Origin of the sequence: Rubrivivax gelatinosus, from assembly GCF_016583785.1 — a bacterium.
GTDB lineage: Bacteria > Pseudomonadota > Gammaproteobacteria > Burkholderiales > Burkholderiaceae_C > Rubrivivax > Rubrivivax gelatinosus_B.
The window spans coordinates 33,981-53,871 of sequence record NZ_NRRU01000026.1; the positions used below are offsets into that span (position 1 = coordinate 33,981).

Sequence of the window (19,891 nt, forward strand, 5' to 3'; positions counted from 1 at the left end):
GCGGATCATAGGGCCCGCCCACGACGGGCCGAAGTCACCGCGGCGCGTCGGTGAAGCGCAGCAGCAGCGCGCCGGGCTCGATCTCGATGCGCTCGGGCACCAGGCCGGCAAGGCGCAGGCGTTCGGCGCGCTGCGGCGGCAGGCGGTAGACGACGGCGCCCTCGAGCGCACGTTCGACCACCAGCGCTCCCAGGCGCTCGGCCGGCAGCGGCGCCCGCCCGCCGTGGCTGTCGAGTTCGAAGCGGCCGACCCGCACCTCGGCCAGGCGCAACGTCTGGTCGGCCGCGGCCCAGCGCAGCGCGGCGTCGAACTCGAGCCGGCCGTCGGCGCGGCCGTCGAACAGACGTTCGTGCGCGGCGACTTCGACGCTGGCCGCGATCCGCTGGCGCTCGGGCAGCAGGCCGATGCGCGGCGCCGAGACGTCGAGCTCCACGATCTCCAGCACGCGCCGGCGCAGCGGGAACTCGCGCGCCGCCAGGCGCTGCAGTTCGGCTTCGTCGACACGCAGGCTGCGGCCCAGGCCGAGACTGCCGCAGCCGGCGATGCCGAGCACGGCAACCAGGCCGAAGCCGAAGCAGGCCCGGCGCGTCAGGTTCTGATCCATCGCCCGATTCTAGAAAGCGCTCTTGCCCGGCCTGCGGGCGCTGGGTACATTCGATTAATGACCGAAAAGTCATTAGAACCGAAGCCACCGCGCCGCCGCCGCAAGGAAGCCCGGCCCCAGGAACTGCTGGCAGCCGCGCTCGCGCTGTTCGTCGAGAAGGGCTACGCGGCGACCCACTCGGACGAGGTTGCGCGCCGCGCCGGCGTCTCCAAGGGCACGCTCTACCTCTACTATCCGAGCAAGGACGAGCTGTTCAAGGCCGTCGTGCGGGCGACCTTGTCCAACCTGATCGCCGAGGCCGCGCAGCTCGCCGAGCAGCACCAGGGCACGACCGCCGAGCTGCTGCTGCAGATCGGCGGCATCTGGTGGGAGCGCATCGGCAGCCGCCCGGCCGCCGGCCTGCACCGGGTGCTGCTGGCCGAGCTGCCGCACTTCCCCGAGCTGCAGCGCTTCTACGCCGACGAGGTGGTGGCGCCGGCGGACCAGCTGTTCACCCGGGCGCTGCAACGCGGCATCGATCGCGGCGAGTTCCGGCCGGTACCGCTGGACGAGGCCTGCTACGCGCTGATCGCGCCGCTGCTGCTGCGCGCGCTGGACAACGGTACGCTCTGGGCACCGCCGAGCACGATGCCGCCCGAGCGCCTGCTGGCGACCCAGATCGACATCCTGCTGCGCGGCATCGAGCGCCGCGACGGCCCGGCGCCGGAGCAAGCGGGCAGGCGCGGCGCCGCCTAGAATCCACACAGCCCGGACTCCCATACCCAGCACGGTATAGCGACATGAACACCGAACTCGCCCGCTTCAACATGATCGAGCAGCAGATCCGCCCCTGGGAGGTGCTGGACGAGAACGTGCTGTCGCTGCTGGCGACGGTGCGGCGCGAGGACTTCGTGCCGGCCGCGCTCAAACCCCTGGCCTTCGCCGACCTGCAGGTGCCGCTGATCGCCGACGAGCCGCACGGCCCGGCGATGCTCGAGCCCAAGATCCAGGCCCGGCTGCTGCAGGAGCTGCAGGTGCAGCGCCACGAGAAGGTGCTCGAGATCGGCACCGGCTCGGGCTTCATGGCCGCGCTGCTGGCGCACCGGGCGCAGCAGGTCCACACGCTGGAATGCCGCCCTGCGCTGGTCGCCCAGGCGCGCGAGAACCTGCGCCGCGCCAGCGTCACGACCGCGCGCGTGCTCGAGGTTACGCCCGAGGAAGGCGCGCGCGGCCTGCCGGCCGAGGCGCCGTTCGACGTCATCGTGCTGTCGGGCTCGGTCGCCGAGGTGCCGCGTGCGCTGCTCGAGCAGCTGAAGGTCGGCGGCCGGCTCGCCGCCATCGTCGGCGAGCTGCCGATCATGCGTGCCAAGCTGTTCACGCGCGCCGGCGAAAGCTCCTGGTCCGAAGTGGAGCTGTTCGACACCGTCGCGCCGCGGCTCCAGGGTTTCGCCGAGCGCCCTCGTTTCGCGTTCTGAAGCCGGCGATGCGCACGCGCCGGCCTGCAGTCCATCGCCCCGGGCGGCCGGTCGGCACCGCGCCGGGCGCCGCCCGTCGCATCGGGGCGGCGCCGGCGCCGCAGCCGCGCTAGAACCGCGGCTCGTGCTGCACGACATACGAAGAACCGAGGAAAACGTTCCATGCGCCCGTTGCGTCCGATCCTGTCCCGGCTCGCGCTGGCCAGCGCCTTCGCGCTCGGCCTGCCCGCGGCCGTCCACGCCCAGAGCCTGTCCGAGCTCTACCAGGCCGCGCGCGCCTACGACGCGACCTACCTCGCGGCGCGCGCGCAGGCCGAGTCGGCCGAGTACCAGATCGCGCAGACCCGCGCGCTGAACCGCCCGGTCGCCGCGCTCAACGCCAGCGCCGTCGGCAGCGAGTACCGCCCGCTGTCCTACGAACGCGGCACCTACAACACCGCCTCGGCGTCGGTCGACGCGAGCATGCCGCTGTTCAACCGCAGCAACTCGGTCGCGATCGAGCAGGCCGAACGTTCGCTCGCGTCGTCGCAGGCGGCGCTCGAAGCCGCCGAGCAGGACCTGATCGTGCGTATCGCCCAGGCCTACTTCGACGTGCTGGCGGCACAGGACGCGCTCGGCACGACACGCGCCAGCAAGACCGCGATCACCGAGCAGCTGGCCTCGGCCAAGCGCAACTTCGAGGTCGGGACCGCGACGATCACCGACACGCGCGAAGCGCAGGCGCGTTTCGACCTCGCCACCGCCGAGGAGATCGCCGCCGAGAACCTGCTGCGCACGCGCCGCGTCGCGCTGGACACGCTGGTCGGCCGCATCGGCACCGACCCGAAGCCGCTGGCCACGCCGGTGGTGCTGCCCGCGCCGCAACCGGCCGACCCCGAGCAGTGGGTCTCGACCGCCGAAGGCAGCCACCCCTCGATCCGCCGGGCCCAGGTGGCCTACGACATCGCGCGCCTGGAGACCGAACGCGCACGTGCCGGCCACCTGCCGACGCTGGACCTCGTCGCCACCGCAGAACGCCAGCGCGTCGGCGGCAGCTCGGTCGCGATCAACACCTCCAGCGGCTACACCAACACCTACAGCATGGGCGTGCAGTTCAAGCTGCCGCTGTACACCGGCAACGCGACCCAGAACCGGGTGCGCGAGACCTTGCTGCTGGAGGAGAGCTCGCGCAACGACCTGGAGGCGGCGCGCCGCAACGTCGCGCTGAACGCGCGCACCGCGCTGTTCGCGGTGCAGTCGGGCATCGCCCAGGTCAAGGCCTACGAGGCCGCCGAGAGCTCGAGCAAGCTGTCGCTGGACGCCACGCAACTCGGCTACCGCGTCGGCGTGCGCGTCAACCTCGACGTGCTCGACGCCCAGCGCGCGCTGTTCGAGACCCAGCGTGACCTGGCGCGTGCGCGCTACGACGTGCTCGTCAATACGCTCAAGCTGCGCCAGGCGGCCGGCCAGCTCGCGGTCACCGACGTCGAGTCGGTGAACTCGCTGCTGGCACGCTGAGACCGGTTGCCGCCCGGTTCAGGCCGGCGGCAGCAGCTCGACGATGGCGTGTGCCATGCGCTCGGCGGCGCCGCGGTGCCGGGCAGAGAACACCAGCGCCGCCTGCACGCGCTCGCCCCGTGCCGGGTCCAGCGCCAGCGCCACCGCCTGCGCGACGCCGTCGGCCATGTCGGTGGCCCGCAGCGCCGCACCGGCGGCCAGCGACATCTCGGCCGCCTGCTCGAAATTGAAGGTGTGCGGCCCCATCACCAGCGGGCAGCCGCAGGCGGCGGCTTCGATCAGGTTCTGGCCGCCCAGCGGCGCGAAGCTGCCGCCCAGCAGCGCCGCGTCGGCGGCGGCGTAATACAGCGGCATCTCGCCGATCGAGTCGCCGAGCCAGACGTCGGCGGCGGCGGCATCGGCCGGCGGCCCCTCGCCCCAGCCGCTGCGCCGCGCGCATGACAGCCCGGCAGCCCCGACCCTCTGCGCCACCGCGTCGAAACGCTGCGGGTGCCGCGGCACCAGCAGCAGCAGCGGGCGCGGCGCCTCCAGCCGGCGCCAGGCTTCGAGCAGCAGCTCCTCCTCGCCTTCACGCGTCGACGCGGCGAGCACGACCGGCCGCGCCAGCGCCGCGCGCCAGGCGCGGCCGCGCTCGACCAGCGCCGGGTTCGGCGAGACGTCGAACTTCAGGTTGCCCATCACCTGCACCGCCGGCGCGCCGCCTTCTTCGAGGCGGCGGGCGTCGTCGTCGGTCTGCGCCAGCACGCGCGCGAAGCTGGCGACCGCCGGGCGCATCAGCGCACGCAGGCGCTCGCCCTTGGCCAGGCTGCGTTCGGACAGGCGTGCGTTGGCCAGCACCATCGGCACGCCGGCGGCCCGCGCCGCGTCGAGCAGGTTGGGCCAGATTTCCGTTTCCATCAGCACGCCGACGGCCGGCTTGTGCTGGCGCAGGAACCGCCGCACCGCACCCGGCGTGTCGTAAGGCAGCCAGACCTGGGCGTCGCCGGGCTGCAGCAGCGCGGCTCCGGCTTCGCGGCCGGTGGCAGTGCCGTGCGTCAGCAGCAGGCCGCAGCCGGGCGCCAGCCGGCGCAGCGCCTGCAGCAGCGGCTCGCTGGCGCGGGTCTCGCCCAGCGACACCGCGTGCACCCAGATGCGGCCCTGGCGGCCGTCGCCGTCGCCGCCGGTGGCAAAACGTTCGGCCCAGGCGCTGCGGTAGGCCGGCTCTTCGCGCCCGCGCCACCACAGCTTGCCTAGGTAAAGCGGCGCGACCAGGCGCAGCCCGGTCGAGTAGGCCCAGCGGGCGAATGCGCCTTCGGCAGCCATCAGTTGATTGCGCGGCGGAGTGGGTGCCCCGCCTTGCGCTCTTAGTGCGCGGCGGCCTCGACGCGGGCGTCGGCCTTGACGGCGCGCAGCGCCGCCATGAAGTCGCCCTCGATGCGCGTCAGCGCCTCGGGCGTGTGGCCCTCGAAGCGCAGCACCAGCACCGGCGTCGTGTTCGACGCCCGGATCAGGCCGAAGCCGTCGCCGAAGTCGATGCGCAGCCCGTCGACGGTGCCGACCTCGCCACCGGCCATCACCAGGCGGCCGTCGGCGGCACGCGCCAGCAGCTCGGCGACGACGCGGTGGTTCTCGCCTTCGGCGCAGGGCACGTTCAGCTCCGGCGTGCTGAAGCTGGTCGGCAACGCGTCGAGGAAGGCACTCGGGTCGGCCTGGCGCGATAGGATCTCCAGCAGGCGCGCGGCGGTGTACATCGCGTCGTCGAAGCCGTACCAGCGTTCGCTGAAGAACAGGTGGCCGCTCATCTCGCCGGCGAAGGGTGCGCCCGACTCCTTGAGCTTGGCCTTGATCAGCGAGTGGCCGGTCTTCCACAACACCGGCACGCCGCCGGCAGCGCGGATCGCCTCGGGCAGGCGCTGCGAGCACTTGACGTCGAAGATGATCTCGGCGCCCGGCTGGCGCGCGAGGATGTCGCGTGCGAACAGCATCACCTGGCGGTCGGGGTAGATGATGTTGCCGCCGGCGGTGACGACACCCAGGCGGTCGCCGTCGCCGTCGAAGGCCAGGCCGAGCTCGGCGCCGGTGGCGTGCACGACCTTGATCAAGTCGGCCAGGTTCTCGGGCTTGGACGGGTCCGGGTGGTGGTTGGGGAAGTCGCCGTCGACCTTGGAGTACAGGTCGATCACCTCGCAGCCCAGCGCCTTCAGGATGCCTGGCGCGCTCGCGCCCGGGATGCCGTTGCCGGAGTCGACGACGATCTTCATCGTCCGCGCGAGCTTGCAGTCGGTGACGATGCGCTCGGTGTACTCGGCCAGGATGTCCATCGCCGCGCTGCGGCCACGCGCGCGCACATAGTCCTCGGCCTCGATGCGGCGCTTCAGGCGCTGGATGTCCTCGCCGAAGATGGCCCGGCCGCCGAGCACCATCTTGAAGCCGTTGTAGTCCTTCGGGTTGTGGCTGCCGGTGACCTGGATGCCCGAGCGGCAGCCGTGTTCGCCGCGCGTCGCGGCGACGTAGTACAGCATCGGCGTCGTCACCGCGCCCAGATCGACGACGTCCAGACCGGTCGAGACCAGGCCGCGCACCAGCGCCGCCGCCAGCCCCGGGCCCGACACGCGGCCGTCGCGGCCGACGGCCACCGCACGCTCGCCGGCGGCGATCGCCTCGGACCCGAAGGCTCGGCCCAGATGTTCGGCAAAATGTTCGTCGATCGTGCTGCCGACGACACCGCGGATGTCATAGGCCTTGAACACCGAGGAATGCACTTGCATGGGGCTGGGGCCGAGAACGGCCGAGTCGTGAGTCGCGGGCGATTGTAGGCAGCGGCCCGCTCCGACTTCCTTGCGCCAGGGACAGCGGATCAGAACGGGAACTGCAGCGGCAGCAGCACGATGCAGACCACGCCGACGATCACCGTGAAGGGCACGCCGATCTTGACGAAGTCGACGAAGCGGTAGTGGCCCGGCCCCAGCACCAGCGTGTTCACCGGCGAGGACACCGGGGTCATGAAGGCCGCCGACGCCGCCAGCGCCACCGTCATCGCGAACGGCTCGGGTGCGCTGCCCAACTGCTCGGCCAGGCCCAGACCGATCGGCGCCATCAGCACCGCGGTCGCGGTGTTCGAAACGAACAGCCCGACCAGCGCCGTCAGCACGAACAGCCCCGCCAGCGCCGCCTGTGGCGAGGCGTCGCCGGTGGCCGCGAGCATCGCGCCGACGAGCCAGGCGATGCCGCCGGTCTTCTGCAGCGCCAGCGCGAACGGCAGCATGCCGACGATCAGGATCAGGCTCTGCCAGTGGATGCTGCGGTAGGCCGAGTCCAGGTCTATGCAGCGCACCGCGCCCATCAGCAGGCAGCCGATCAGCGCCGCGACGACGTTGGGCACGGCGCCGCTGACCATCAGCGCCACCGTCAGCGCCAGCACGGCCAGCGCCAGCGGCGCGCGCCGCGACGCCGGGGCGACGTCGTCGAGTTCGGCCGGCAGCGTCAGCACGACGAAATCGCGCGCGGCGCCGGCGAGCTCGCGGATGTCCTTCCAGGCGCCGGCGACGAGCAGCGTGTCGCCCATCTTCAGCCGCGCGTGCAGCGGGTCCTCGTCGAGCAGGCGGCCGCCGCGGCGCAGCCCGATGACGTTGATGCCGCGCTGCGAACGCATGCGCAGCTCGAGGATCGAGCGCCCGATCGGCGCCGCATCCGGTGGCACCAGCAGCTCGGCCAGGCCGATCTCGCGCGCCAGGCTGGAGAAGTAGTCGCGCCGGAACGGCAGCTCGGCCAGCGCCATCTCGTCGATCAGGCGGCGGGCGTCACCGGCGGCGTCGGCGCGCGCGAAGTCCACCAGCAGCACGTCGCCGGGCAGGATGGCCTGGTGCGCCGAGGTCGCGACCGCCATCGGCGCCAGCCCCTGCTGGCGTTCGATCGCGATGACGTTGGCGCCGTGGCGCGCGCGCAGCTCCAGCTCGCCCAGCGTGCGCCCGATCGCCGGCGAGCCGGCGTTGACGCGGAAACGCCGCGTGCGGTCGACCAGGCCGTAGTCGGCCGCCAGCTCGCGCAGCCGGCGCCGGCGGCCTTCGGCCGGGGTCTGCGGCGGCGTGCGCGCGACCAGCCAGCGCCGCGCCACCAGCATGTAGGCGATGCCCAGCACCAGCAGCACCAGGCCGATCGGCGTGAAGTCGAAGAAGTCCAGCCCGGCATGGCCGCGGCGCTGCAGCTCGCCGTGCACCACCAGGTTGGGCGGCGTGCCGACCAGCGTCAGCATGCCGCTCAAGAGCCCGGCGAAGGCCAGCGGCATCATCAGCCGCCCGGGGGCGGTGCCGACACGCGCGGCCACACGCAGCGCCACCGGCACGAAGATCGCCACCACCGCGGTCGAGCTCATCACCGAGCCCAGCGCCGCGGTCGCCACCATCAGCAGCACCAGGAGCCGCGCCTCGCGGCCGCCAGCGCGCACGACCAGCCAGTCGCCGACCCGGTGCGCGATGCCGGCGCGCGCCAGGCCTTCGCCGATGACGAAGAACAGCGCGATCAGGATCACGCTCGGCTGGCTGAAGCCCGACAGCGCCTCCTCCAGCGTCAGCGTGCCGCCCAGCACCAGCAGCACCAGCGCGATCAGCGCCACCGCATCCATGCGCGGGCGGTTCAACACGAAGCAGACGACGCAGGCCGCAAGCAGCGCCAGCACCCACAGGGTTTCGAGACTCATGGCGGGGAAGACCCGCCGGGGCGGCGAGCACGGGAACAGGACGCCGCGGGTGCGGCCGAGGGGCGCGATCTTCTCCTGCCACAGGCTGAGCCCGCGCCGAAACCCGCGGCCGACCTGGGACATCGGCGCCCGATGGACATGTCCGGAAACGGCGAGTCGGCGCCTGGGCGCCACCTATCATGGCCTGCATGCTCCCCGACGCCGACGCCGCCTACCTCGCGCTTGCCGCGCGTGATGCACGTTTCGACGGCCGTTTTTTCGTCGGGGTGACGAGCACCGGCATCTACTGCCGCCCGGTGTGCCGCGTGCGCACGCCGCGGCGCGAGAACTGCCGCTTCTTCGCCAGCCCGGCGCAGGCCGAGGCCGCTGCCTTCCGCCCCTGCCTGAAGTGCCGGCCCGAGATCGCGCCCGGGCTGTCGGCGATGGACTCGTCGGACGCGCTGGCCACGGCCGCCGCACGCGCGATCGAAGCCGCGGTGCAGGCCGGCGAGCCGCTGGCGCTGCCGGCGCTGGCCGCACGCCTGGGCGTCGGCGAACGCCATCTGCGCCGCATCTTCGGCGCCGCGCACGGCGTCGCGCCGCGCGACTACCTGACGACACAGCGCCTGCTGCTGGCCAAGCAGTTGCTCACCGACACCACGCTGCCGGTGGCGCAGGTGGCGCTGGCCAGCGGCTTCGAGAGCCTGCGCCGCTTCAACGCCGCCTTCGCCGGCCAGTACCGGCTGGCGCCGACCCGGCTGCGCCGTGCCGGCGGCCAGGCGCCGGCCGAAACCGCGCTGCGCCTGGCCTGGCGCCCGCCCTACGACGTCGCCGCGATGCTCGGCTTCGCCGCGCGGCGTGCGCTCGCCGGTGTCGAGCAGGTCGAGGGGCCGGTCTGGCGCCGCACCGTGCGCTGGCCCTGGCGCGGCCAGCCGCTGGACGGCTGGATCGCCTGCCGCTTCGTGCCCGAGCGCCACGAGCTGCACCTGCTCGCGGCCCCGGCGCTGGCGCCGGTGCTGGGCGCGCTGCTGCGCCGCGTGCGCGAGACCTTCGACCTCGATTGCGACCCGGCACCGATCGCCGCCGCGCTGCTGGAAGGCGGCCTGGCCGCCGCTGCCGACGGCACGCGCCTGCCGGGCGCCTTCGACGGCTTCGAGACCGCGGTGCGCATCGTGCTCGGCCAGCAGGTGACGGTGGCCGCCGCGAACACGCTGGCCGCGCGCCTGGTGCGACGCTGGGGCCGGCCGCTGGCGACACCGTTCCCGGCGCTGGACCGCCTGTTCCCCGACGCCGCGACACTCGCCGCCGCCGACCCCGAGGAACTCGGCCGCCTGGGCCTGGTGCGCCAGCGCGTGCGGGCGCTGCAGGCGCTGGCCACCGAGGTGGCGGCCGGCCGCATCCGGCTCGAACGCGGCGCGCCGCTGGCGCCGACGCTGGCCGCGCTCGGCGAACTGCCGGGTTTCGGCCCCTGGACTCTGCAGCTGATCGCGCTGCGTGTGCTCGGCTGGCCCGACGCCTGGCCGGTCGGCGACGCCGGCCTGGCGCAGGCGCTGGGCACCCGCGAGAACCGGAAGATCGAAACCGCCGCCGAGGCCTGGCGGCCCTGGCGCGCCTACGCCGCGATGGCCTTGTGGCGACACGGAGACACCCGATGAGAGACCCCCGCCTCGAGGCCCAGGCCCGCCTCGACACCCCCCTCGGCCCGGTGACGCTGGCCGCCAGCGCCGCCGGCCTGGCCGGCCTGTGGTTCGACGCCCAGCGCCACCATCCCGGCCCGCTGGACTTGCCGCTGGCGCCGCAGCAGCCACATCTGGCGCAGGCCGCGGCGGAACTGAGCGCCTACTTCCAGGGCCAAGGCAGCGGCTTCGCGGTCGCGCTCGACGCCGAGGGCACGGACTTCCAGCGCGCCGTCTGGGACGCGCTGCGCCTGTTGGCCGCCGGCACGACGACGAGCTACGCCGAGATCGCGCGCCGCATCGGCCGGCCGAGCGCGCTGCGCGCCGTCGGCGCCGCGATCGGGCGCAACCCGGTTTCCATCGTCGTACCCTGCCACCGCGTGATCGGCAGCGCCGGCGCGCTCACCGGCTATGCCGGCGGGCTGGACCGCAAACAGGCGCTGCTGGCGCTGGAGCGCGGGGTCGCGGCATGACGCGGCGCGACCTGGCCGAACTGCTGCTGCTGGCCTCGCTCTGGGGCGGCTCCTTTCTCTTCATGCGCCTGGGCGCGGCCGACTTCGGCCCGGCGGCGCTGGTCTTCGTGCGTGTCGCCGGCGCGGCGCTGCTGCTGGTGCCGCTGGCCGCGCTGCGCGGCGAGGCCGGCGCCATCGCCCGCCACTGGCGGCCGATCGCCGTCGTCGGGCTGCTGAACTCGGCCCTGCCCTTCGGCTGCTACATGGTCGCGGCGCTGGTGCTGAGCGCCGGGCTGTCGTCCATCTTCAACGCGACGACGCCGCTGTGGGCGGCGCTGATCGCCTGGGGCTGGCTCGGCGACCGCCTGAGCCGGCCGCGCATCGCCGGGCTGGCGATCGGTTTTGGCGGCGTGCTCGCCGTCGGGCTGCAGAACGCCAGCCTCAAACCCGGCGAACACGGCGTCAGCCCGGCGCTGGGCATCGCGCTGTGCCTGGCGGCGACGCTGTGTTACGGCATCGCCGCCAGCTACACCAAGAAGCGCCTGGCCGGCGTGCCGCCGATGGCGGTGGCCGGCGGCAGCCAGCTTGCGGCCGCCGCCTTCACGCTGCTGCCGGCGCTGTGGTGGTGGCCGGCGCAGACGCCGGGGCTGGCGGCCTGGGGCGGCGCCGCGGTGCTGGCGTTTGCCTGCACCGGCTTCGCCTACTGGCTGTTCTTCCGCCTCGTCGCCCACGCCGGGCCGGCGAACGCGGTCTCGGTGACCTTCCTGGTGCCGGCCTTCGCCGTGCTGTGGGGCTGGCTGTTCCTGGGCGAAAGCCTGTCGCCGGCGACGGTGGCCGGCTGCGTCGTGGTGCTGCTGGGCACGGCGCTGGCGACCGGGGTGTTGCCGCGACGGCGGGCTTGAATTCGGGCCCAGGCCCCCCAGGTGATGGACATGCCCACCGAAACGATCCGCCTCCCCGCCCGGCTGCACGCGCTGGCCGCGATGGCCGCATTGCTCGAACGGCTGGACAACCAGCCGCGGTCGGCCAGCGCCGAGCAATACCGCGGCGTCGTGCGCCAGATGCAGGAGTTGCTGACCGAAGCCGAAGGCGAGGACTCGCTCGCCGCGCTGCTCGCGATCGCCCCGGCCACCGCCGAGTTGTACGAGAACCTGCACTACAGCCAGGCCGGGCTGTGCCGCTCGCCACTGGAAGACGCGCTGAACGCCGAGCTCGCCGCCGTCGCCGCGATCACCGCGGCGCGCAAGCGCCCGCACTGAACCGGGACGTGCGAGGCGGCAAGGCCTCGCACGCGAGACTCAGGCTGGGGCCGCACACGCGTGCGATCTCACGCCACGGGGCTAAACCCGCGGCCCCTGGCGCACCAGGGCAGCCCGATCGCAGGGACAATCGCCGGTTGCCCCGACGAGACCGCATGGCCGACCTGCACATCGAGGACCTGGAAGCCGCCATCAACTGGTGGCGCGAGCGTTGCCCTTCTGCCGACGGCGTCACCGCCTGTGCCGAGGTGCGTGCGCTGGCCGAGGTCTACGCCCCGCTGGCGCGTGCGCATGCCGCCGGCGTCGACGAAGACAGCCTGCCACCGGCGGCCCGCGCCGCCTGGCTCGCCTGGTACGCGAGCACACCCGACGCGCCCTGCATCGCGATCTGCTCGACGACCCAGGGCGACGCGGTCTGCAAGGGCTGCGGCCGCAGCTTCGACGAAGTCCAGCACTGGACCGTGCTGACGCCGGCGGAAAAACGCGCCGTCTGGCACCGCATCAGCACCGAGGCCACGGCCTGGCGCTTCAACCGCTACGCCGAACGCGCCGCACCCGCCCTGCGGGGGGCGGCTTGAGCCCTCAGGACTTGTCCGGGGCTCAATCCCGCTTGGCGGGACCGGCCGACAGGCCGGAGGGTGCGCCATTGAGCCCTCAGGACTTGTCCGGGGCTCATTCCCGCCTGGCGGGACCGGCCGACAGGCCGGAGGGTGCCCCATCGAGCCCTCAGGACTTGTCCGGGGCTCAATCCCGCCTGGCGGGACCGGCCGACAGGCCGGAGGGTGCGCCCTACCCCGCGCCGCCGCCCGGGCGCGCGGCCCGGCTGGCCGACAGCGCGCGCCGCATCGCGCCGCTGGCCTGGCCGGTGTTCATAGGCCAGCTCTCGGTGCTGGCCTTCAGCACCGTCGACACCGTGCTCGTCGCGCGCCATTCGGCTTCCGACCTGGCAGCGCTGGCGGTCGGCAGCGCCGCCTACATCACCACCTTCGTCGGCTTCATGGGCGTGGTGATGGCGCTGGCGCCCATCGTCGGCCAGCTCTTCGGTGCCGGCCGCCACGCCGACGCCGGGCGCCAGCTGCACCAGGCGGTCTGGATCGCGCTCTTCTTCGCCGCCATCGGCTGCACGCTGCTGGTCTTCCCGACGCCTTTTCTGGCGCTCGCCAACGCGACGCCCGAACAGGCGGACAAGGTGCGCGGCTACCTGCTGGCGCTGGCGGTGGCACTGCCGGCCTCGCTGCTGTTCACCGCCTACCGCGCGTTCAACGTCGCGGTCTCGCGGCCCAAGGCGGTGATGGCGCTGCAGATCGGCGCGCTGGCGCTGAAGATCCCGTTGTCGACGGCGCTGGTCTTCGGCGTGCCGGCGCTGGGCGTGCCCGAGCTGGGCGTGCTGGGCTGCGGCATCGCCACCGCGGTGGCGATGTGGGCACAGACCGTCGCAGGTTATGCGCTGCTGCGCCGCGACCCGTTCTACGGCGCCTTCCACCTCGGCGGGCGGGTGCTCGACGCGCCCGACCGCCCGGCGATCTGGGCCCAGCTGCGCCTGGGGCTGCCGTCGGGCGCGGCGGTGCTGGTCGAGGTCTCGGGCTTCACCTTCATGGCGATCTTCATCGCCCGGCTCGGCGAGACGCCGGTGGCCGGGCACCAGATCGCGGCCAACCTGGTGTCGCTGCTGTTCATGCTGCCGTTGGCGATCGCCAACGGCGCCTCGACGCTGGTGGCGCAGCGCATCGGCGCGCTCGACGCCAGCGCGGCCCGGCGCCTGGGCTGGCACGGCGTCGTCATCGGCGCCGGGCTCGCGGCCTTCAACGGCGGGCTGCTGTTCCTGCTGCGCGAGCCGGTGGTCGGGCTCTACACCGGCGACGCGGCGGTGGTCGCGGCGGCGCTGCCGCTGCTGGCCTTCGTCGCCGTCTTCCACATCGCCGACGCGATGCAGACGGTGGCCGCCTTCGTGCTGCGTGCCTGGCGCATCGCCACCGTGCCGCTGGTCATCAATGCCACCGCGCTCTGGGGCGTGGGCCTGGGCGGCGGCTACCTGCTCGCCTTCGACCCGGCCGGCGTGCTGCCGGCGGCGCTGCACGGCGCCCGCGGCTTCTGGGTCGCGTCCACCGTGGGCCTGATCCTGACCGCGGCGGCGCTGACCGCCTTCCTCGCCTGGACGATGCGCCGGCAACGGCTTGTGAGTCCGGGCGGCTCCCGCCGCCCGGACTCACAAGCCGGCGGCTGAACGTAGGGCTCCCCCGAGCCCCCTCCGGGAGGGTGCTCCAGCTGGTTCGACGGCTCCCTCCAGCCTCCCTCCGTGAGGGAGGCTCCAGTCAGTCTGACAAGGGCTGTTGCGCGGTTGCGCCTGCGCCCATCCGTTCTCGGCCGAACGGCCGGAACTCGGCACCTCACTGATCCCTCGGTATTGGCCGCGGCCGGCTTGTGCCGCGCCGGCGCCTAGGCCAGCTGCCCGCGCGGCAGCGACAGCGTGAAGCAGCTGCCGCCGCCTTCGCGCGGCGTGCAGCGCACGCTGCCGCCGTGGCGCTCGGCGATCTGGCGCACCAGCGCCAGCCCCAGGCCGACACCGCCTTCGCGCTCGGCGTGCCCGGGCAGGCGGAAGAAGGGCTCGAAGATGCGTTCGCGGTAAGCCTCGGGCACGCCGGGGCCGCGATCGGCAACCCGCACCTCGGCGCGGTCGCCGGCGCTGGCGACCTCGGCGTGCACGTCCTCGCCGCCATAGCGGCGCGCGTTCTCCAGCAGGTTGCGGATCGCGCGGCGCAGCAGGCGTTCGTCGCCGGCGACGCGCAGGTCCTCGCCCTGGGCGCTGGCCTGCACACGAGCGGCCTCCTCGGCGGCGACCGCGAGCAGGTCGACCGGGTCGCGCCGGTCCAGCGTGATCGCGGCGTCCAGCCGGCTCGCCAGCAGCACTTCCTCGACCAGGGCGTCGAGTTCACCGATGTTGGTGTCGATCTCGCGCCGCAGCGCGTCGCGCTGCTCGGGCGTGGCCTCGTCGGCCATCGACACCGCCATCTTCAGCCGCGCCAGCGGCGAACGCAGCTCGTGGCTGGCGTTGGCGAGCAGGCTCTGGTGCGAGCGCAGCAGCACCTCGATGCGCGCCGCCGCCTGGTTGAAGCTGGCGCCGAGCGCGGCGATCTCGTCGCGGCCGTCCTCGGCCACACGCTGCTGCAGATGGCCGGCACCGAAAGCCTCGACGCCGCGCTTGAGCGCCTCCAGGCGCCGCGTCAGCCGGCGCACCACCGGATAGGCCCCGGCCGCGACCGCCGCGAACAGCACGACCAGCAGCGCCGCCAGGCCGATGCCGTCGAAGGCCGGGCCCGGCGGCAGCCAGGGCGAATGCGGCGCCATGGGGCCGAAACCCGGCTGGCCGCCATCGACTCCCGGGCCGCCCGGCCCGATGTCGCCCGGCCCGCCGGGGTCGCCGCCGGCGCCATCGGGCCGCGGCATGCCGCCGCGCATCAGCGAGGGCCGCAGCACCCACAGCGTGCGGCCGTCGGCGAGCCGGATCGGATAGGCGCGCCCGGCGCCGGGGCCCGTGCCCTGGCGGCGCTGGAACGAGTCGGACGCACCGATGCGCTGGCCGCGGGCGTCGTCCAGCGCCATCGGCAGGCGCAGGCGCTCCGACCATTCGCGCAGCGCCTCGGCCTGCACCTGCGGCGGCGCATGCGCGCCCGGCAGCGAGCGCTGCAGCAGCTCGCCCCAGGCGGCGACGCGCTCCTGCAGCGTGCTCTGGGCGCGCGCGCGCTCCTGATCGAGGTGGTTCTGCAGCAGCCAGACCGACACCAGCGCGAACAGCGCCAGCGCCGCCACCACCGTCAGGTAGATGCGGATGTAGAGCGAACGCATCAGCCCAGCACCCTGGCGGCAGCCGGCCGCGCAGTCGACCCGCGGCGCGCGCTCACGAGTCCGCGTCCTGCTTCTTGGCGAAGACGTAGCCCGCGCCGCGCACCGTCAGCACGCGCTTGGGGTTCTTCGGGTCTTCCTCGATGACGGCGCGGACGCGCGAGATGTGCACGTCGATGCTGCGGTCGAAGGCCTCCAGCGGATGGCCCTTGAGCGCGTCCATGATCTGGTCGCGCGAGAGCACCCGCCCCGGGCTCTGGGCGAGCACGACGAGCAGGTCGAACTGGTGGCTGGTCAGGTCGCAGGGCTGACCGTCCAGGCGCGCCTGGCGCGCGCCCAGGTCGACCTCGAGGCGGCCGAAACGCAGCACCTCGTCGCCGGAGGGCTCGGGCGCGGAGCGGCGCAGCAGCGCCTTCACGCGCGCCAGCAGCTCGCGCGGCTCGAAAGGCTTGGGCAGGTAGTCGTCAGCGCCGAGCTCCAGGCCGACGATGCGGTCCATCGGCTCGCCGCGCGCGGTCAGCATCAACAGCGGCAGGCGGCGTGTGCGCGGGTCCGAGCGCAACTCGCGCGTGAGGTCCAGGCCGTCGCCGTCGGGCAGCATCAGGTCCAGCAGCAACGCCTCGTAGCCGCGCAGCCGCAGCTGCTCGCGGCCGGCGGCCAGCGAACCCGCGGTGTCGACCTCGAAGCCGTTGCGGCGCAGGTAGTCGCCGACCATCGTCGTCAGGCGGGAATCGTCGTCGATCAGCAGCAAACGGCTCGTCACGGGGCGCTCTCAAACGAAAAGAGCCCCGTGGCCGGAGCCGCGGGGCGAAGGCTTCATTTCAAAGCCACAGGAGGAAAAGGATAACGATGGCAGGGCGGCGTGTCAGCGCCTGGGGCGATCGCCCGGGCCGCGCTCGTGCCGGTCGGCCAGCGCTTCACGGCGCTCGGCGAGCCTCTCGGCGATCTCTTTGCGCTGCTCGGCGTTCAGCACATGGCTGGCGTCGAGCATCGCCTGCGTCATGCGCTGGCTGGCCTTGTCGTGCTGGGCGAGCATCTGCTGGCGCAGCGCCTCGACCGCCTTGGCATCGACGCTGGGCTGGGCGAAGAGCTCGGCCATCTGCTCGCTCAGGCGGCGCTGGTCAGCGCGCTGCTTGCCCATGTCGTCGAAGGCGGAGCCGACGATCTCGCGGATCTGCTTGCGCTGCGCGGTCGTCGCGTCGACGTCGTCGAGCAGGCGCTGCAGCATGTGCGGGTTGCCGAACAGCGGCATGCCGCCGAGCGGCCCCATCGACGGGCCACCCATCGGGCCGCCGGCCGGCATGCCGGCAGCGCAGGCGGGCCCGGCGGGCGGGGCGCCGGCCGGCGCGGCAGAGGCTGCGGCGGCACCGGCGACGAAGACGGCGGCGACCAGGGTCTTGCAGGGAATCGAGCTGAAACTGAAGGTCTTGGAGGACATCGCGGCACCTGTTGGTTCGGTTCGTGACGGTATGGCCCTCACTGTGCCCGGACCCGGTATCCGGGCCGTGCCGCCCGGGTAAAGAACTTTGTCGGCCGCGCGCTCAGGGGCGCGCCGGCTGCACGCGCACCAGGCGGCGCTCGAGGCGGAAACCCGGCGTGGCGCTGCTCAGGTCGAGCCGGATCAGCAGCCCGCTGACGCGGTCGATGACGATCGCTCCCTCGAGCCGCGAGCTGACTTCGCCGTTCTCGGCGTCGCCGAAGAGTTCGACCACGGCGACGTCGAAGGCGCGCCCGGCGATCATCTGCCGGCCGGTGGCGACCACCTGGCCACGCACCAGGGCGCGTGCGTACGGGTCGCCGGAGATGCGGATCTCGCCGCTGAGCACGTCGCCGAGCGCGATGTCACGCCGGAACAGGCGCTGCCACTGCAGTTCGCCGGCTGGCGCGGCGACGATGTTGCCCAGGCGGTCCTGGCGCCAGGGCCGCCGCGGCGTGGCCTCGCCGACGCCGAACTCGAAGACGTCGCGGCGCAGCGCCATCACCTGCAGCGACCATTCGCCCGAGTTGCCGCGGGCGCTGCTGCGCTCCTCGTACACCAGGCGCTCGCCGGGCGCGATCGGCAGCGTCGCCGCGCGTTCCGGCGACAGCTCCATCGTCGTCGGGCAGCCGCGTTCGGCGGTCACGGTACGCAGCGCCTCGTAGCGCCCCTTGAGTTGCGCCAGTTCCTGGGCCTCGTGGCCGTTCGGGCGCAGCGCGAACAGCGCCGGCCAGAAGATGCTGACGCTGACGCCGAGCGCGACGATGTTGCGCCCGGCGATCTCGTCGACGGCGTAGGCGACTTCGGCCGCACGCTGCTGCACGGCATCACTCTCGTCGGCCAGGCGCGTGCAGTCCCAGCGCGCGAACTCGGCCGGGTCGGCGGCCGCGGGCGGCACTTCGCCGGAACGCGTGGCGCAGCCGGCGACGGACAGGCCAACGAGGCAGGCGGCAAGACGGGTCGGCAGGCTCGGCATGGGACGCGGCATTGTGCCCTCAGCGCCGGGCGCCGCAAACCCGAAGGGCCGCGGCGCGGCGGCGGTGGGTATTCAGCTGCCGGCCGGAGCCGAGGCGGCGGCCGGGCCGCGCGCCCCGCCGCGGCGTTCGCCCATGCGCTTCTTGGCGGCCTCGCGCTCCTCGGGCGTCATCTGCTGCCAGCGCTGGCGCAGCTTCTCGCGCGCCTGGGCCTGCTGTTCGGGCGTCATCGACTCCCACTTCTCCTTCAGCGCTTCGCGCCGTTCGGGGGTCGCACCCTGGGCGAAGGTGGCGCTGGCGGCCGTCGCGGCGACGGCCAGCAGCAGGGCCGGGATGAATTTGTGCATGACGAAACTCCTTCGATGACAGACGACACTGCCCGCTTCAATGCGGCACGCACGGGCGCCGTTGACGACAGCATGCCTCAGGCGCGCAAAGAAACGTGTCCGCGGCGCTAGCATGGCTCGGAGCCGACTTCGATCCGCCGCGCCCATGCCCTGCCCCGCCCTGCCCGCCTTCACGCTCGCCTGCCTCGCCGCGCTGCTGCCCGCGGGCGCGGCGGCCGACTGCACCGTCGTCTTCGGCCAGGGGCGCCAGGTGGCGGCCGACGACGGCGCCGGCGCGCGCCAGTGGGACGGCGTCAACCTGAGCTTCAACAGCCGCGTCGCGCAGGCGCTGGGCGAACGCGGAGAGGCCGTCGTGCCGCTGGTGGCGCCGGTGGCGGCGATCGAGGTCGGTGCCACCGTGCGCGCGATGCTGGCGCGAGCCCGCGCCGAGGGCTGCAGCCGGGTGGTCGAGACGACGCTGTTCGCCGACGCCGAGGCCGACATGCTGGTCGCCCGGCTGCGCGAGTACCCGCTCGAGGACGACGGCAGCGGCACGCTGCGCATCGGCGCACCACGGCTGACGGTCGAGCGCCAGTTCGACCTCAGTCCGGCGACCCTGAAACGCGTGCGCCCGGCCCAGCTGGGCGCACGCATGGCGGCCGAACTCGTCGAGCAGCGCGCCGCGGCCGCGAAATGAACGCCGCGCCGGCCGAGCTCGACGACGAGACCCAGGCGCGGCTGGTCGCGCAGGTCGGGGCGGCGCTGGGCGGCGACGGGCCGGTGCAGGCCTTCGAGACCCACGCCTCGCGCGTGCTCGTGACGCCGGCCTTCGCCTGGAAGTTCAAGAAGCCGATCGCGCCCGGCTTCCTGGACTACCGCACCCGCGCGCAGCGCCGCCACTTCTGCGCCGAGGAACTGCGCCTGAACCGGCGCCTGGCGCCGGCGCTGTACCTCGAGGTGCTGCCGGTGACGGGCACGGCCGAGGCGCCGCGGCTGGGGGGCGAGGGCCCGGCGATCGACTGGGTGCTGAAGATGCGCAGCTTCGCCCAGGACGGGCTCTGGGACAGGCTCGCCGCCCGCGGAGCACTCGGCCCGGCGCAGATCGACGCGCTCGTCGCGGTGCTCGTGCCCTTCCACGCCAGCGCCGCCGCGGCACCGGCCGACGGCGCCTTCGGCGGCCCGCAGCAGGTGCGCGCGCCGATGCTCGAGAACCTGGACGCGCTCGACACGCTGCTGGCGGCCGGCCCGGCCGGCGCCCTGCTCGCGCGCCTGCGCGCCTGGGAGCAACAGCGTTTCGCGGCACTGGCGCCGGTGTTCGCGGCGCGCCTGGACCAGGGCCGCGTGCGCGAGTGCCACGGCGACCTGCACCTGGGCAACGTCGTCGAGATCGAGGGCCGCACGACGATCTTCGACTGCATCGAGTTCAACGAGGACTTCCGCCGGATCGACGTCGCCAGCGAGGTCGCCTTCATGGCGATGGACCTGCACGCCCACGGCCTGCCGGCGCTGGCGCAGCGTTTCGTCGACGGCTGGATGGCCGCCAGCGGCGACTACGAGGCGGCGCGAGTGCTGCGCTACTACCTGGTGCACCGGGCGCTGGTGCGCGCCAAGGTGGCGGCCTTGCGCGCGGCGCAGCCGGGGGCGCCGGCCGAGGCGGCTGCCGACGCGCAGCGTTATC

20 protein-coding genes are annotated in these 19,891 nt (G+C 73.7%); 11 read left to right on the plus strand and 9 right to left on the minus strand.

Translation table 11 applies throughout. The features are described 5' to 3' along the window. Positions 1–34: 34 nt before the first annotated feature. Positions 35–604 (minus strand): DUF1439 domain-containing protein, encoded by a 570-nt coding sequence (locus CKO43_RS08925; protein WP_200378421.1) that lies wholly within the window; start codon positions 602–604, stop codon positions 35–37. A 57-nt stretch (positions 605–661) separates the two neighbouring features. Between CKO43_RS08925 and CKO43_RS08930 the strand changes: the two genes are divergently transcribed. The 3 genes from CKO43_RS08930 (at position 662) to CKO43_RS08940 (ending at position 3,555) form a co-directional block, all read left to right on the plus strand. Continuing rightward, positions 662–1,339 carry a TetR/AcrR family transcriptional regulator gene (locus tag CKO43_RS08930; protein WP_200378422.1) on the plus strand — a complete coding sequence of 226 codons (678 nt, stop codon included), beginning with the start codon at positions 662–664 and terminating at the stop codon, positions 1,337–1,339. 44 nt (positions 1,340–1,383) lie between these two features. Beyond that, entirely contained in the window at positions 1,384–2,058 is a 675-nt protein-coding gene (locus CKO43_RS08935) for a protein-L-isoaspartate O-methyltransferase family protein (RefSeq protein WP_200228766.1), read from the plus strand. A gap of 162 nt (positions 2,059–2,220) precedes the next feature. After that, the gene (locus CKO43_RS08940; RefSeq protein ID WP_200228768.1) at positions 2,221–3,555 is read left to right on the plus strand and encodes a TolC family outer membrane protein; all 1,335 of its coding nucleotides are present in this window, start codon (positions 2,221–2,223) and stop codon (positions 3,553–3,555) included. An 18-nt stretch (positions 3,556–3,573) separates the two neighbouring features. On the opposite strand, the gene CKO43_RS08945 is transcribed toward CKO43_RS08940, so the two are convergent. From CKO43_RS08945 to CKO43_RS08955, 3 genes are all read right to left on the minus strand, one after another. Next, positions 3,574–4,857 (minus strand): 3-deoxy-D-manno-octulosonic acid transferase, encoded by a 1,284-nt coding sequence (locus tag CKO43_RS08945; RefSeq protein ID WP_200378423.1) that lies wholly within the window; start codon positions 4,855–4,857, stop codon positions 3,574–3,576. Positions 4,858–4,898: 41 nt separating this feature from the next. After that, a complete protein-coding gene (locus CKO43_RS08950) occupies positions 4,899–6,302 on the minus strand; it encodes a phosphomannomutase/phosphoglucomutase (protein WP_200228772.1) in 1,404 nt (467 codons plus the stop codon). Between the two features lie 89 nt (positions 6,303–6,391). Then, positions 6,392–8,230, minus strand: a complete 1,839-nt coding sequence (locus tag CKO43_RS08955; protein ID WP_200378424.1) for an SLC13 family permease — start codon at positions 8,228–8,230, stop codon at positions 6,392–6,394. Positions 8,231–8,409: 179 nt separating this feature from the next. Between CKO43_RS08955 and CKO43_RS08960 the strand changes: the two genes are divergently transcribed. From CKO43_RS08960 to CKO43_RS08985, 6 genes are all read left to right on the plus strand, one after another. Continuing rightward, the gene (locus CKO43_RS08960) at positions 8,410–9,864 is read left to right on the plus strand and encodes a DNA-3-methyladenine glycosylase 2 (protein ID WP_200378425.1); all 1,455 of its coding nucleotides are present in this window, start codon (positions 8,410–8,412) and stop codon (positions 9,862–9,864) included. Next, positions 9,861–10,358 carry a methylated-DNA--[protein]-cysteine S-methyltransferase gene (locus CKO43_RS08965; RefSeq protein ID WP_200378426.1) on the plus strand — a complete coding sequence of 166 codons (498 nt, stop codon included), beginning with the start codon at positions 9,861–9,863 and terminating at the stop codon, positions 10,356–10,358. The genes CKO43_RS08960 and CKO43_RS08965 overlap by 4 nt, the downstream gene beginning before the upstream one ends. Next, positions 10,355–11,239, plus strand: a complete 885-nt coding sequence (locus tag CKO43_RS08970; protein ID WP_200378427.1) for a DMT family transporter — start codon at positions 10,355–10,357, stop codon at positions 11,237–11,239. The genes CKO43_RS08965 and CKO43_RS08970 overlap by 4 nt, the downstream gene beginning before the upstream one ends. 30 nt (positions 11,240–11,269) lie before the next feature. Further along, positions 11,270–11,596, plus strand: coding sequence for a hypothetical protein (locus CKO43_RS08975; protein ID WP_200378428.1), 327 nt, complete (start codon positions 11,270–11,272; stop codon positions 11,594–11,596). Between the two features lie 155 nt (positions 11,597–11,751). Beyond that, the gene (locus tag CKO43_RS08980) at positions 11,752–12,174 is read left to right on the plus strand and encodes a DUF3717 domain-containing protein (protein ID WP_200378429.1); all 423 of its coding nucleotides are present in this window, start codon (positions 11,752–11,754) and stop codon (positions 12,172–12,174) included. Between the two features lie 155 nt (positions 12,175–12,329). Then, positions 12,330–13,820, plus strand: a complete 1,491-nt coding sequence (locus CKO43_RS08985) for an MATE family efflux transporter (protein WP_242481105.1) — start codon at positions 12,330–12,332, stop codon at positions 13,818–13,820. 212 nt (positions 13,821–14,032) lie between these two features. On the opposite strand, the gene CKO43_RS08990 is transcribed toward CKO43_RS08985, so the two are convergent. The 5 genes from CKO43_RS08990 to CKO43_RS09010 all read right to left on the minus strand — a co-directional run bounded on the left by CKO43_RS08990 (position 14,033) and on the right by CKO43_RS09010 (position 18,234). Further along, positions 14,033–15,439 (minus strand): sensor histidine kinase, encoded by a 1,407-nt coding sequence (locus tag CKO43_RS08990; protein ID WP_200378430.1) that lies wholly within the window; start codon positions 15,437–15,439, stop codon positions 14,033–14,035. Between the two features lie 52 nt (positions 15,440–15,491). After that, complete coding sequence (locus CKO43_RS08995; protein ID WP_200228787.1) at positions 15,492–16,199, minus strand: response regulator; 708 nt, start codon at positions 16,197–16,199, stop codon at positions 15,492–15,494. A gap of 102 nt (positions 16,200–16,301) precedes the next feature. After that, the gene (locus CKO43_RS09000) at positions 16,302–16,874 is read right to left on the minus strand and encodes a Spy/CpxP family protein refolding chaperone (protein ID WP_200378431.1); all 573 of its coding nucleotides are present in this window, start codon (positions 16,872–16,874) and stop codon (positions 16,302–16,304) included. A gap of 103 nt (positions 16,875–16,977) precedes the next feature. Continuing rightward, the gene (locus CKO43_RS09005) at positions 16,978–17,889 is read right to left on the minus strand and encodes a hypothetical protein (RefSeq protein WP_242481106.1); all 912 of its coding nucleotides are present in this window, start codon (positions 17,887–17,889) and stop codon (positions 16,978–16,980) included. 72 nt (positions 17,890–17,961) lie between these two features. Then, entirely contained in the window at positions 17,962–18,234 is a 273-nt protein-coding gene (locus CKO43_RS09010) for a DUF3106 domain-containing protein (RefSeq protein ID WP_200378433.1), read from the minus strand. Positions 18,235–18,379: 145 nt separating this feature from the next. Here CKO43_RS09010 and CKO43_RS09015 point away from each other — a divergent pair, with 145 nt between their 5' ends. Together CKO43_RS09015 and CKO43_RS09020 are read left to right on the plus strand one after the other, a co-directional pair. Next, positions 18,380–18,910, plus strand: a complete 531-nt coding sequence (locus CKO43_RS09015; protein WP_200378434.1) for a hypothetical protein — start codon at positions 18,380–18,382, stop codon at positions 18,908–18,910. Further along, a partial coding sequence (locus tag CKO43_RS09020; protein ID WP_200378435.1) for a phosphotransferase occupies positions 18,907–19,891 on the plus strand: 985 nt, incomplete at its 3' end. The genes CKO43_RS09015 and CKO43_RS09020, both read left to right, overlap by 4 nt.